Annotated in this window: 12 protein-coding genes and 1 pseudogene; 9 read left to right on the forward strand and 4 right to left on the reverse strand. The window is 43.3% G+C overall.

Annotated features, from left to right (window positions below; translation table 11 throughout):
* The first annotated feature begins 14 nt into the window (after positions 1-14).
* Positions 15-731, forward strand: coding sequence for a phosphate signaling complex protein PhoU (phoU, locus tag WDV74_RS00695; RefSeq protein WP_338884043.1), 717 nt, complete (start codon positions 15-17; stop codon positions 729-731).
* Positions 732-836: 105 nt separating this feature from the next.
* Here the strand turns inward: phoU and WDV74_RS00700 are convergent, their stop codons facing one another.
* The gene (locus WDV74_RS00700; protein ID WP_338882223.1) at positions 837-1,736 is read right to left on the reverse strand and encodes an IS982 family transposase; all 900 of its coding nucleotides are present in this window, start codon (positions 1,734-1,736) and stop codon (positions 837-839) included.
* 122 nt (positions 1,737-1,858) lie between these two features.
* Between WDV74_RS00700 and WDV74_RS00705 the strand changes: the two genes are divergently transcribed.
* The 4 genes from WDV74_RS00705 (at position 1,859) to WDV74_RS00720 (ending at position 5,738) form a co-directional block, all read left to right on the forward strand.
* Positions 1,859-2,707, forward strand: coding sequence for an ABC transporter substrate-binding protein (locus WDV74_RS00705; RefSeq protein WP_273557450.1), 849 nt, complete (start codon positions 1,859-1,861; stop codon positions 2,705-2,707).
* A gap of 86 nt (positions 2,708-2,793) precedes the next feature.
* A complete protein-coding gene (locus tag WDV74_RS00710) occupies positions 2,794-3,531 on the forward strand; it encodes an amino acid ABC transporter permease (RefSeq protein ID WP_273557451.1) in 738 nt (245 codons plus the stop codon).
* Position 3,532: 1 nt separating this feature from the next.
* Positions 3,533-4,240 (forward strand): amino acid ABC transporter permease, encoded by a 708-nt coding sequence (locus WDV74_RS00715; RefSeq protein ID WP_338884044.1) that lies wholly within the window; start codon positions 3,533-3,535, stop codon positions 4,238-4,240.
* Between the two features lie 493 nt (positions 4,241-4,733).
* Entirely contained in the window at positions 4,734-5,738 is a 1,005-nt protein-coding gene (locus WDV74_RS00720; RefSeq protein ID WP_338884045.1) for a zinc-binding alcohol dehydrogenase family protein, read from the forward strand.
* 620 nt (positions 5,739-6,358) lie between these two features.
* On the opposite strand, the gene WDV74_RS00725 is transcribed toward WDV74_RS00720, so the two are convergent.
* Entirely contained in the window at positions 6,359-6,742 is a 384-nt protein-coding gene (locus WDV74_RS00725; protein WP_338884046.1) for a helix-turn-helix domain-containing protein, read from the reverse strand.
* 239 nt (positions 6,743-6,981) lie between these two features.
* Positions 6,982-8,463 carry an MFS transporter gene (locus WDV74_RS00730; protein WP_338885500.1) on the reverse strand — a complete coding sequence of 494 codons (1,482 nt, stop codon included), beginning with the start codon at positions 8,461-8,463 and terminating at the stop codon, positions 6,982-6,984.
* 100 nt (positions 8,464-8,563) lie between these two features.
* On the opposite strand from WDV74_RS00730, the pseudogene WDV74_RS00735 reads away from it, so the two are divergent.
* Positions 8,564-9,104 (forward strand): annotated as a pseudogene (locus WDV74_RS00735) (TetR family transcriptional regulator).
* Positions 9,105-9,303: 199 nt separating this feature from the next.
* Entirely contained in the window at positions 9,304-10,641 is a 1,338-nt protein-coding gene (locus WDV74_RS00740) for an NCS2 family permease (protein WP_338884047.1), read from the forward strand.
* Positions 10,642-10,703: 62 nt separating this feature from the next.
* Here WDV74_RS00740 and WDV74_RS00745 read toward each other — a convergent pair whose 3' ends face one another.
* On the reverse strand, positions 10,704-12,173 hold the full coding sequence (locus WDV74_RS00745) for a glycosyltransferase family 39 protein (protein WP_338884048.1): 1,470 nt from the start codon (positions 12,171-12,173) through the stop codon (positions 10,704-10,706).
* Between the two features lie 146 nt (positions 12,174-12,319).
* Here WDV74_RS00745 and yihI point away from each other — a divergent pair, with 146 nt between their 5' ends.
* The gene (yihI, locus tag WDV74_RS00750) at positions 12,320-12,841 is read left to right on the forward strand and encodes a Der GTPase-activating protein YihI (protein WP_338884049.1); all 522 of its coding nucleotides are present in this window, start codon (positions 12,320-12,322) and stop codon (positions 12,839-12,841) included.
* 218 nt (positions 12,842-13,059) lie between these two features.
* Positions 13,060-14,433, forward strand: coding sequence for an oxygen-independent coproporphyrinogen III oxidase (gene hemN, locus WDV74_RS00755; RefSeq protein WP_338884050.1), 1,374 nt, complete (start codon positions 13,060-13,062; stop codon positions 14,431-14,433).
* Positions 14,434-14,495 lie beyond the last annotated feature (62 nt).

The raw sequence follows: 14,495 nt of genomic DNA on the forward strand, positions 1-14,495 counted from the left end.
GGGGATAGAAAAATATGGACAATCTGAATCTCAGCAAACATATCTCCGGTCAGTTCACTGCTGAACTGGAACATATTCGTACCGAATTGATGACAATGGGTGGTTTGGTGGAAGAACAGCTTAGTAAGGCGATTCTGGCGATGCACAACCAAGATGAAGTATTGGCACGGCAAGTGATTGAGGATGACCAGAAAGTCAATATGATGGAAGTGGCGATTGATGAAGCGTGTGTCCGCATCATTGCAAAACGCCAACCGACGGCCAGTGACCTGCGCCTGATCATGGTTATTTCAAAGACCATTGCTGAACTGGAGCGCATTGGCGATGTTGCCAATAAGATCTGTAAGACTGCGCTTGACAGATTTTCACATCAACAACAATCTTTGCTGGTTAGCCTGGAATCATTGGGGCGCCATACGATCCAAATGTTGCATGATGTGTTGGATGCCTTTGCCCGTATGGATCTGCAAGAAGCCATCCGTATCTACCGTGAAGACAAAAAAGTCGATCAGGAGTACGAAAGTATCATCCGCCAGCTTATGACTTATATGATGGAAGATCCCAGAACCATTCCGAATGTCATGACGGCTCTCTTCTGTGCCCGCTCTATTGAGCGCATTGGTGACCGTTGCCAGAATATTTGTGAATTTATTTTCTATTACGTCAAAGGACAGGACTTACGCCATATCGGTGGTGATAATTTGGAAAAATTACTGACCCAAAAAGAATAGTTATTATTCTAAAATTGAATAAATATATTATTTTATATTATTTCAGGTGCTATATCTAAATTGATAGCTTTTGTTGATATATAAAAATTAACGCGATGCTCAACTTTAGCTCCCTATAACATGGGCTTGTTGAAGCCAGTCGCGTTGACTTTTACCTTGTTTAAAATTGGCAAAAATACCCAGTGTATGAGAAAGCAGTTTTCTGGCTATTCGATTACTCAAATGCCACAAATCCCGTGCCCAGCACTTCTCGATAGCAAATTGCCCAGCGAGTTGACCAATGACGGTTTCAATTAAGCGCCGTTTGGCATTAATGCGCTTTCTTGTTTCTCTGGGGACTGGGTCATCCATATTGGCACGCACCGGGGCTATCATTTCAATACCCGACTGCTTCATTTCCTCTTGAAATTCAAAACCTAAATAACCTTTATCGCCGAGCAAACAGCCTTTTATTGGGCTAGTCAAGTCCCAGACCGCTTCACGCTCACTGACATTGGCGGGCGTCAATGTGAATCCCGTTACTACGCCAATTTCATCTATCATGAGATGCCCTTTAAAGCCGTAGTAAGTTTCGTTTTTGGCGGCGCAGTACCCATAATCAGCTTGTCCTTTAAAGCTGGCACTGCCTTTCGCTCTTTTGAATCCACAGATGGGCAACGGAAATCCGTCGACAATATGTACCGGCCTATCGAACGCACCCAATAACCTCGCCAGCTTTTCTTGCAGCTTTTGTTTAACAGCCCAAAGATTCGCAACCTGTTTAGCAAAATTGGCGCGTGAACCCAGTCCCGGAAACCACTCGCACCAGTGATCACGAAAGTACGTCCAAATTCCTTTATCCGTTGAAAAGCCTAAGAATTCACCCACCACTTCCATCGTGATGGCTTCCGCATCGCTCAGCTTAGGTGGGTATCCCCGGCTTCTGAATCGAGAGCTTTGCTGTAACGCCGTTAAATTATCGTCTACCCAACAAAACACCCAAATGATAAAATCTTGCTGTGACATAGCCTTTGTTCCTTTATTTCTCTCAGTTTGGCGACTTAAAGTTATAAAGGAGCGGCTATGTCATTTCAACTCACCATAAAAGTCGAGCATCGCGTAAAATTAATAACCAACAGGGGTGTACAATGAAGATTGGCAACAAATCTCGCGTAGCGGTTACTGCTTTGCTGACCAGTTTGGCATTGGTTTCAGGAGTGGCAAAAGCAGATAAACTTGATGACATTAAAAAAGCTGGCACGGTACGTATTGCAGTATTTGACAGTAACCCACCATTTGGTTTTATCGATCCTCAAACGAAAAAATTGGCAGGCTATGATGTTGATATCGCCAATGCGATTGCCAAAGATTTAGGCGTGAAGCTGGAGCTGCGACCAACGAATCCAGCAAATCGCATTCCTCTGCTTTCTTCCAAAAAAATTGACTTAATTGCTGCTAATTTCACGATCACTGATGAACGTGCAAAACAAGTTGATTTTTCCATCCCTTATTTTGCAACAGGTCAGAAATTCATTGCCCGCAAAGGTGTTTTGACCAAGCCGGACGATATTGCCAAACTGCGCATTGGTGCAGACAAGGGGACGGTGCAGGAAATCACCTTACGTGAGCGTTATCCAACAGCCAAAGTGATCTCATATGACGATACACCATTGGCATTTGCGGCTCTGAGAAATGGCAATGTCCAGGCGATCACGCAGGATGATGCGAAACTGGTTGGCTTGCTGGCAAACGTACCGGAAGCACAGAAAGCCGATTTTGAAATTTCGCCTTTTAGCATTACTCGTGAATATCAAGCAGTTGCGGCTTCCAAAGGGGAAACGCGATTAGTTGATTCGGTTAACCAAACCTTACTGAAATTGGAAAAAGAGGGTGAAGCAGAGAAAATCTATAACCGCTGGTTTGGCCCGGAAACGAAATCCGCTCAACCGCGGGGTGATTTTAAATTTGCTCCGTTAGCAGATCAGGCAAAACAGTAATGTTTGTTTAGTGCTTCCATTTAAGAACACCAATTGATTAGCCCCGTTATTGCGGGGCTTTGCTGTTTGTTTATGCGGTGAATGATATGTTTGAGCAATTTATTACTGAGCATTTACTGGCTCCTGAATATCTTCTATGGCTTTGGCAGGGATTTCTGATCACCTTGTGGCTTTCTGCCTGTGTCATTATCTCCTCCACTTTACTGGGTTTTGTGATTGCTGCGATACGGGATAGCCAAATCAAGCCACTGCGCTGGCTGGCTACGGCTTACACTACGGTATTTCGTAACACCCCTTTGTTGGTACAGCTGTTTTTCTGGTATTTCGCATCCGGGCAAATTTTGCCACAAGAGGCGATGATATGGCTGAACACGCCTCACGACACAATAATTTTCGGTCTGACACTGGAATGGCCATCCTTTGAATTTCTGGCGGGATTCATCGGACTCACTCTCTATTCAGCTCCGTTTGTTGCAGAAGAGTTGCGTGCGGGCATTCAGGGCGTTGGACGCGGACAAAAATATGCAGCCCATGCATTGGGTTTAACAGGCTGGCAGGCCATGCGTCACGTTGTATTGCCACAGGCATTGAAAATAGCTATGCCACCCTTATTGGGGCAATACATGAATATTGTCAAAAATTCATCATTAACCATGGCGATTGGTGTGGCAGAACTCTCCTATGCTTCTCGTCAGGTGGAAACCCAATCTTTACAAACCTTTGAGGCATTTGGTGTGGCGACAGTGCTCTACATTGCCATTATTGCTGTGATGGAAGGCTGGGGACAATGGCGCCAACAGAGAACCTTGGCGAGAGGGTATTGATATGGACTTTACTGTTATTGCAGAAAACTGGCGTTACTTGTTATTAGGAACCTTTCCCGATGGACCGTTGGAAGGGGCGGCATTGACGCTAGTAATCAGCATTATAGCGGGGACTATCTCCATCGTATTGGGTATTTTGGGTGGCGTTGCTCTGGCAATGTTGCGCGGTTTTTGGGCCAATTTATTGGCAGCAATACTGGGTTTCTTTCGCGCTATTCCGGTCATTATGCTGATTTTCTGGACATATTTCTTGTTGCCTGTCGTATTGGGGATGGAGATCCCTGAAATTACGACCGTTGTCTGTGCGCTGGCATTGATTACTTCGGCTTATTTAGCACATGGCGTCAAAGCGGGAATTTTAGCGATTGGTGATGGTCAATGGCGGGCAGGGTTATCACTGGGTTTCAATCGTTGGGAAGTCCTGTGGCATATCGTTTTGCCGCAGGCATTGCGCATGATGGTGCCTTCATTTATCAATCAGTGGATTGCGTTAATCAAGGATACTTCATTGGCTTATATCGTTGGTGTGGCGGAATTGTCATTTTTGGCGACTCAAGTAAATAACCGCAGCATGGTTTATCCGATGGAAGTCTTTTTATTCGTTGCGTTGGTTTATTTTGTGATGTGTTTATCACTGGAATTGATTGCCAATTATGTTGCCCGCCGTTTCTCGGTGAGGCGTAAAAAAACATTGGCCGAGGTTTCTTAGCATTAATATTGGGTATCTGGCAGATATTTTCGTTGTTGTATTATGGGATTCTGTCAGTGCCGCCAGGTTATCAGTCTGAGAGAAACTTCTTTCTGTGCTACCGTCTCCCTTACGTCAGTGATATAGGTAGCTTCCGATACTCCTTTCAACTTTGTACTGACAGTCACTGTCATATATCTGGGCGCAGTACAGTAGCCTCGTCAGTGCGACTGATTTCTCCCCGCCTCGAGGGGTGAAATCAAACACATATTGAAGTTAGATTGGTATATTTTCTGTATAAAAAATATAATAATTTTTAATATACATTACGGAATATAAACTTCTTTGTAGAAGGGATTGTAAAGATAAAAATAATATAAAAATGGCATTTTTAAGAGATTCACTGTATCTGGATAACTTTTTTTATTGGGTATCAAATTTGTTACTTATTAATATCTGGAAATTTCTATGATAATTATAAATCAAAGAAAACCAAACTGATGTGGAGAAAATAATGAAAGCTGTTGTATATAAAAAACCATTACCCATAGATCACCAAGAAAGTTTATTGGATATGGAAATTCCAGAACCTAAGATAGAAACAAATGATCTATTAATAGATATTAAAGCTATATCTGTAAATCCAGCCGATGTAAAAATAAGGGCATCTTCTACACCAAAAGATAAATATCGTATACTTGGCTGGGATGTGTCAGGCGTTGTTATTGATAAAGGTGAGAATGTTAAAAATTTTAATATAGGCGATGAAGTCTACTATGCTGGGGCAATTAATAGAGATGGTTGCTATTCAGAAAGACAAGTTGTTGACTATCGGATAGTTGCTAAAAAACCTAAAAATATCAGTTTTTCAGATGCTGCTGCTGTCCCATTAACAGCTCTTACTGCGTGGGAAGCATTATTTGACAGACTGAACATAGATAGAAATGAGGAATCTTGCATTTTAATCATTGGTGGAGCAGGTGGTGTTGGTTCGATAGCTATTCAAATGATAAAAGCTATGACAAAATTGACAGTAATTGCTACAGCATCAAGAAATGAATCAAAAGAATGGGTAAAATCTCTTGGTGCCGATTATGTTATAAACCATTTTGACAGTTTAGAAGAACAAATTCATTCTGAAAAAATACAGGCTCCTAAATATGTATTTTCCACATCTAATACAGATTCCTACTTAGATCAAATAGTTAATATTATTGAACCACAAGGGAAAATCGTACTCATTGATGATCCAAAATCATTGGATATTTTAAAGTTAAAAGGGAAAAGTTTGACGATTTGCTGGGAATTTATGTTTACTCGCTCCTTGTTCGAAACTGACGATATATCAAATCAGGGCAAAATATTAGATGAAGTAGCTATCCTTTTAGATAAAGGAAAAATAAAAACAACAAAAAATAAAGAATTTTATGGAATAAATGCATCTAATTTAAAAGAAGCACATCAAATAATAGAATCAAATAGAACCGTTGGCAAGATAGTTTTAAATAAGGATATTTAAGATAAATGGTTTTTTAATTCCTTGTTCGTTACATTAAGATATCTGGATAAAATAAATAGGGATCATGGTTCATTTATCTATGAAAATAGATAAAAGTTAATTAATGTCCTAAATAAATCAGAAAAAACTTATTAGATTTTTCAGCAATAAATGTGGCAAAGCTAGATACCTTTCATTATAAGGTTTTGTAGACTTTGAAAGTATCTAGCTGATCAACAGGAAGTATCCATTGATTAAAGTCATGGATACAACCAGCTAGGTTTAACTGATATATGGCATCGGGAGAATATCCTGAATTTTTTGGTATTCACCGCCTATCAGCAGCAAGTAAATTTGCTATCCACAGCTTGGTATCACTGATTTTGCAATATTGTTCAGCTAGAGGAGATTCACATGGCTTAGCCAATATGTAAAACTTGAATAATCGTTTGAGACGCCCATCACGAGTCGTATTTATGCGTCAATTCAAAGAGGGGTTTTTGTGCTAGTGTCAGATAACTTTTTATAGCCGCTAGCATGATTTGATTTGCAGGGAAAATCAAGAGCTTTCTATGACGACCAATATAGTCATGCTATAGTCTGCAAGACAGTCTGTAAGGGTGTGAATAAAAGAAGATCATTTACATATCATAATGATATAAAAAATCTTCTTTGTTATTCTTAAACCAATCTTCCATCGAAATAAAAATAGGGATAAGTTCCTCTCCATATTTAGAAAGAGTATATTTAATTCTCAATGGTTTCTCCTTGATAATAATCTTATTAATGATTCCTTTTCTTTCTAAAAAATCTAATTGTAAAGATAATGTCCTACGGCTTAATTTCTTATGTTTATTAATTAACTCAGAAAACCCTGCGCCATTGTTTTTAGCAATATGATATATTATTACTCCTCTCCATTTTCCTCCCAACAGTGAAATGGCAGCTTCTACAGGACAGCACAAAAAAAAGTCAAAATCAGTGTGTTTTTTCATGTGATTTAATATTAAACTTAATAATAACATTAGGAAATTTTCATACTATAAAAATTTCCTATTACCTTATATTACGCAACTACATTTATAATCACGTGATATTATACATTTTTTGTATTCATATCAATTCATAAGCATATACGCATTAAACTTTAAGTTGCAATTTACAACACGTTATGAAACCTGATTTTTCCCCGCTTTGCGGGGAAAAATCACAAGCATCTTGAAGTTAGATTGGTATATACATTATTTTAATAATCTTCATTGAATTAATAATGACGTTTCTCTTTTCTAGATACAGCAATGAATACCGAAGTCAACAACAGCAATGTCCCCGCTGCGATCAACACCGACAGGAATGAGTGATTGAAAGCCTGTTTTGCTGCCTGGAGCAGCGACAGTGCGATCTCTCCCTTTAGTCCTTCTGCGACAATAAGAGCCTCATCAATACTGTTTCGTGCCAGTACTGGGATGCCCCTATCCGCCGGAAGAGTGAATGAGGCAGAATAGACCGCTACCATTAAACTGCCGAGAGCGGCTATCCCGATTAAACTTCCCAATTCATAGGCGACTTCTTCGATAGAGGCGGCGGTGCCAGCGCTGCTTTCTGGGGCATTTAACATGATGGATGTGGAAGCGGCGGTCATTGCTGCACCAATACCAAAGCCAATGATGCAAAATGCAGTGATTTGCACAAAAAGCGATTGCAGGCCAGCGAGATAAACAAAGCTCCCCAGTCCGGCAAGGGCGAGCGAAAGCCACATGATCCGCTCAGAGCCAAATTTTGGTATCGCAATCCCGGCTAGGGGGCCAGCAATAAAAGAGGCCGCGGGAATAGGTAAAATAAATAATCCCGCCAGCAAGGGAGATAGACCCATAGCGAGTTGGAAGCGTTGACTAACAGCAAGCTCTATCCCGACTAGCGCTGCTGTGGAAACGAAAGCAACGACGATTCCCGCGGTGAACGTGTGATTACGGAAAAGCTTGAAGTCGATCATGGGGGTTGATGAACTTAACTGGCGACGAATGAAGAAGGCCGTGAAAATAATTCCTATGATGCCGACTATCGCGGTGGTCAGCAATGAAGGTGCTGGTTTGCTTAATTCTTTGATCGCATAGGTGATACTCACCAGGCCAATCAGGATTTGCACAGAGGCAATAAGGTCAAAAGAATGGCCTGGATTGTTTGGACTTTTAGAAATAACGACCAGTGCAAAACCAAAGGCAATGAGGGCAATCGGGACATTGATCAGGAAAACCGATCCCCACCAATAATATTCGAGCAGGAATCCGCCGATAACCGGGCCAAGCGCGGCGCCGCCTGAAGCTATGGCGGACCAGATACCAATGGCAAGTGCCCTTTCGTTTGGATCTGCAAATGCTTGCCGGACTATTGCGAGCGTTGCAGGCATCATCATTGCCGCGCCAAAAGCAAGCACCACACGCGCAGCAATCAGGGTCACAGGGGTGGGGGAAAATGCCGCCATCAGCGATGCCACACCGAAAATGGCTAACCCGTTAGTAAACAGTTTCTTTGCACCAAAACGGTCACTCAACGCCCCCATAGCGGGGAGTAACCCTGCAATAGCCAATGTATAAGCATTCATGATCCACAGTTTTTCTGAAGCAGAAGCATGTAAATCGTGTGTCAGCCGAGGCAAAGCGGTGTATAGCACGGTCATATCAATAACAACTAAGAAAAGTGCACTGGAAATAATAGCGAGCACAAGCCAGCGGATATTCAATTTCATAAGCAAATTCACCAATGCGGTTCGGCAACCTTGCCAAGCCTTGACTAAATTGTTGGCGATTATTATAAATACATACGTATTTAATTAAAAGGAGGTTCGCATGGGACGACGTAAAACAATTGATCGGGAAGTTCTGTTGGATGCAGCGGAACACATTGTCACAACACATGGTGCCGCGGCTCTCACGATTGATGCGCTGGCGAAGGCAGTTGGCATTACCAAGGGGGGGAGTGCAATACAGTTTTAGCACAAAAGATGGGCTTATTGATGCGATGTTTGAACGTTGGGAAGCGAGTTATAACGGACAATTTCATGAAATTGCTGGAGATAACCCCCACCCGCTAACGGCTGTGCGTGCGCATATTGAAGCGACCAGTCGGTTGGATGAAGCATCAACGGCAAAGGCGGCGGGTTTAATGGCTGCTTTATTACAAACACCGGAACATCTTGAATCGACCCGTATCTGGTATCGACAACGCATAGCAGGCTTGGATACAACGACGGAAGAAGGTCGTCAGGCACGTTTGGCGTTTTTAGCTACAGAAGGGGCATTTGTTCTGCGCTTTTTTGGCTTAATGGATATGACAGAGGATGAGTGGAGAGATATCTTTAACGACATTCTTGTTGCTATGTCACCCTGAATTGCTTTTGCCAGATTAATCACGGACAAATCGAATAAAATATCGTCACAAAATGAATTCCCTCAATAATCATGGCGTTATTTAACCTATTGATTACACGTATCGCAAACGTTTTCTTTTTTTGCCATTTCAGGGTAACGATTTATATAGGTTTCCTGTAGGATAAGCCGAAAACTTCGTTTTTTGGGAAACAATATACATGAGCACAATAAATTCTGGCTCTGCTCATCGTCAGGGCTTGCTTCAGCGCGTGTTTAAATTAGGGGAACATGGCACGACAGTTCGTACTGAAATCATTGCCGGTTTAACGACGTTTCTGACGATGGTTTATATCGTCTTTGTTAACCCGCAAATTCTGGCGGTGGCAGGTATGGATATTAAAGCCGTATTTGTCACGACCTGTTTAATTGCCGCCGTTGGCAGCATTATGATGGGATTGGTAGCGAATCTGCCTGTTGCCGTTGCACCTGCGATGGGATTGAACGCGTTTTTTGCCTTTGTTGTGGTCGGTGCGATGGATATTTCGTGGCAGGTTGCCATGGGAGCCATTTTCTGGGGGGCAGTGGGACTATTTATATTGACTCTCTTTCGTGTCCGTTACTGGATGATCGCCAATATTCCATTGAGCCTGCGTGTGGGTATTACTAGTGGTATCGGCCTTTTCATCGCCATGATGGGGCTGAAAAATGTCGGCATTATTGTGCCTAATCCCGACACGATTGTCTCAATCGGCAACTTTGCTTCCCATAATGTCTTGTTGGGGACATTGGGTTTTTTCATCATTGCCATTTTAGCGGCACGTAGTTTTCATGCGGCGGTGTTGGTTTCAATTATTGTGACAACGGGTATCGGCTTGCTGATGGGATATGTGGAATATCACGGTATTTTTGATCTGCCACCCAGTGTGATGAGCGTGGTAGGTAACGTTGATGTCAAAGGTGCACTGGATATTGCGTTGGCTGGTGTGATTTTCTCATTTATGTTGGTGAACTTGTTTGATTCTTCCGGCACATTGATTGGTGTGACGGATAAAGCGGGTATTGCCGACAGTAATGGCAAATTTCCACGCATGAAACAAGCCTTGTACGTAGACAGTATCAGTTCTATGGCGGGTTCTTACATAGGAACTTCTTCGGTTACCGCGTATATTGAAAGCTCGTCTGGCGTTTCTGTTGGCGGCAGGACTGGCTTGACGGCGATTGTCGTGGGTATTTTATTCCTGTTGGTGATGTTTATCTCTCCGCTGGCAAGCATGGTGCCTGCCTATGCCACAGCGGGAGCGTTGGTCTATGTGGGCGTTTTAATGACGTCCAGCCTGACAAGGGTGAAATGGAATGATCTGACCGAATCCGTTCCTGCTTTTATCACCGCGGTGATGATGCCATTTAGTTTCTCCATTACTGAAGGCATTGCACTGGGTTTTATCGCCTACTGTGCTATGAAATTGGGTACGGGCAAATGGCGTGAAGTTGGCCCATGTGTTTTTGCTGTGACACTATTGTTTGTATTAAAAATGGCGTTTGTGGATGCCCACTGAGCACGATTGAAACAGTGATTAAGAGAAAGCCTGACAGCAACTTATGTCAGGCTTGCTGATTATCATTGAATATTCTTAGGCGCGATAAAGCCAATACAAATAGTGTCTAACCCCGCACTGGGTTGGGCTTGGAAGGAAACCTCTTCTTTGTGACTGAGCACCAATGATGGCCATTGTGCAAGCGTATGCTGGAAACTTTCCTCCGCACAATTTTTTCCTCTCTCTCCCACTAGCAAGGCACCATATTTCACAATATTTTCCTGTTTGATATGGCGGTTATAGATATTCGGTGGCACACCTTTATCTAATTCCCAGGGTTGTATCGTTTTTGGGTGATAGTGGCTATAAAATGTCAGCCATTGATGCAGATATTCGCCACCCACATAACGCAATGGTGTTGGATACAGTTCATTCCAGCGTTGATCAAGCTGGCTGGCAAGGGTTTTTATGCCAACAAACTTTTGTCCTGCATCACGGACATTTGCCATCATCACACCGACATAACCGATCAATACGAATACACCAAACACGACCAGCCCTCGTAATGTGCCTCGTAGGGGTTTGTTGGGGAATACCGTTATTGAGCCTGCCAACAGCGCCGGTGAAACGACCATAAAAGGCTGTACCCATTCAGTCATACGCCCACCCTGATTGAAGGAGAACCAGCCGTAAATAATCAGCAGGGGCAGCAGGATCACGATATTAGCCAGCGCATTGGTTTGTTGCCTGGGCCAGCCAATCCGGCCACCCAACAGATAAATAATGACACTGACGATAATTAACGGGTAGAACACGGAAAGTAGGGCGCGCGTAGTATGTAAATTGAATCCTTTTTGAATTTGGGAACCGACCCATTTAAAGGCGGCGAAATCGTTATGCACCAGCCACCAAACGTTCGGCAGTATCAGCGCGAACCAGATGACAATAGCAAGATAAAACAGCGGTTCCCGATAGTTGCGGCGTATTTTAGGCACGAACAGGGAGAGCAAAAAGACCGAGCCAACAATAGAAAGCGAAGAATACTTTGCCATCGTTGCCAGCCCTGTAGAGAGGGCGAATGCCAGCCACCATTTGGGGTGATCGTCAATGGCACGCAGGAAAAACAGCAATGACCACGGCCAGAGCATCACTAAAAGGTAATTGTCATTATAAGGAATGATATCAAAATTGATGACACCGGATAGGTTCAAAGTCAGCATGGCAAGCCATGCGAGTACAATTTTGCCCGTCAGCCGGAAAGCCAGTTGCCAAACCCCAAGCATCCCGATGGCAATAGCAACAAAGTGGGTGAAATACCAATAAAAACTGAGAGAAATGTCGCTGATAGAGATAGCGGGTAGCATGATGGCTCCCACTAGCCACGGATTTTTGGGTGAACCCCATTCCCCATTAATCCCCCAGTTCAAGGCTTCTACGGCATCATAGGGAACAGTGGGATCAAGAAAGTAACTTGCTATTATCCACAAAACGGCATAACCAGTGACCCAAAGATACAATGGCATGCGATAAGAAGAGGTATCAAAAAAACGCATGGTAGCCTGAAAATATTATTTGAGTTAAATCTATCCATAATACTAGACGAAATTTAAACAATAAGTGAATGGCATTGGATGTTAAAGGGAGTTTCTGTTAGATTCCGCCGAAAATATCTTGATAAAAATGAGTTGAGTCACACGCTATGAGCCTGTTAAAGAAAAAATCACCGGCGAAACCTTCCGCTGGTAAGCAAAAAAGAAAAAGTCGTGCAGAGCTGGATGCTGAAGGTCGCGAACGTAAACGCCAGAAAAAACAACGTGGCAAACCGTCAGGCAGCCGCCATAACGGTCATGACAGTAATAAAAAGCATTCAGTAGCCAGACAGGAAAAAGATCCACGTATCGGCAGTAAAGTTCCGGTTCCTCTGATCGTCGGTGATCAAGAGAGGGTAGTGAAACCAACGGCTAAACCGGCTGTAGAGAAACAGAAACCGCGCCTATCACCGCAGGAAGAGCTGGACATGTTGGAAAATGATGAACGATTGGATGACTTGTTGGCACACCTTGAACAGGGGGAAAAACTGTCTCAGGAAGACAATGCTTATGTCGACAATATGCTCGATCGCATTGATACCCTGATGGAAGAGTTGGGTATTGCGCTGGAAGAAGAGGACGGCGAGGAAGGATCACAGGAAGATATCATGCAATTGTTGAAGGGTAAGTAACGCCTTCATCAATGAATTGTGATCGTAAAAGGCGGGTTCATTCTGATAACCATGATATTAATAACCACAATATCAGTATGTTATTTATTGTGGTTATTGGGTAAACTATGGCGGCTATCGCAACGTAAACGTCGGTTGCGTATTATCATCATGGCACGACGTTTCGATTCCACGAAAATGTTGCGTTTTGATGGGCGAAAACAGCGGAAGGAATAAGCATGTCAGAGCAAGCCATTGTTTGGGATCTGCCTTTGATCCAAAAATACAACTATTCAGGTCCCCGTTATACGTCGTATCCAACAGCATTGGAGTTTAACCAACACTACGATGCATCTGCTTTTGCTCAGGCTGCTGTCCGTTATCCTGATCGTCCGCTTTCCCTCTATATTCATATCCCGTTCTGTCATAAGCTGTGTTATTTCTGTGGTTGCAATAAGCTGGTTACGCGCCAAAAGCACAAGGCGGATGACTATCTGAATGTGCTGGAAAAAGAGATTACTGCCCGTGCCAAATTATTTTCCCAGCGGAAAGTCAGCCAGATGCACTGGGGCGGAGGTACGCCGACCTATCTGGACAAAACGCAGATCAGTCGATTGATGTCGATGCTGCGCAGCCATTTCCATTTTCTGCCTGATGCTGAACTTTCCATTGAAATTGATCCGCGTGAAATTGAACTCGATGTCATTGATCACTTGCATCACGAAGGCTTTAATCGCCTGAGTATGGGGGTGCAGGATTTCAATAAAGATGTACAACGTTTGGTGAATCGAGAGCAGGATGAAGCGTTTATTTTCGCACTGATCAAGCGCGCCCGTGAAACAGGTTTTACATCCACCAGCATTGATCTGATTTATGGCCTGCCGAAACAGACAGCCGAAAGTTTTGCCTTTACCTTGCAGCGGGTTTTAGCCTTGTCTCCTGATCGCTTAAGTGTCTTCAACTATGCCCACTTACCGAATTTATTTGCGGCACAGCGCAAGATTAAGGAGCAGGATTTACCCACGGCGACGCAGAAACTGGATATCTTGCAAGAGACGATTGCGACCCTGACAGGGAATGGCTATCAGTTTATTGGGATGGATCACTTTGCCCGTCCTGATGATGAATTGGCGATTGCGCAACGCCAAGGCATCTTGCACCGTAACTTTCAGGGATATACCACGCAGGGGGAATGCGATTTACTGGGTATGGGGGTTTCCGCGATCAGTATGCTGGGGGATAGTTACGCCCAGAACCAGAAAGACCTAAAAACTTACTATGCGGCGGTGGACGCACAGGGCCATGCTTTATGGCGTGGTTTATCCTTGACGCAAGATGATTGCATTCGCCGTGATGTGATTAAGGCATTAATCTGTAACTTTCGGCTGAATTTTGCGGATATTGAGCGGTGTTATGGGCTGAATTTCACGGATTACTTTGCCGAAGACCTGCAATTGTTAGCCCCGTTGGCAGCAGATGGGTTAGTTGAAGTGACTGAATCGCAGATCCAGGTATCCCCGAAAGGGCGATTGCTGATACGTAATATTTGTATGTGTTTTGATAGCTATCTGCGTATTCAGATGCGGCAGCGGCAATTTTCGCGGGTGATATGAGGATTAAGCAGCTTGATTAACATTTATCAAATAATTGGTTAAAATTAATTCAGAAATCCGAC

Origin of the sequence: Xenorhabdus sp. TH1 (assembly GCF_037260955.1) — a bacterium.
GTDB lineage: Bacteria > Pseudomonadota > Gammaproteobacteria > Enterobacterales > Enterobacteriaceae > Xenorhabdus > Xenorhabdus griffiniae.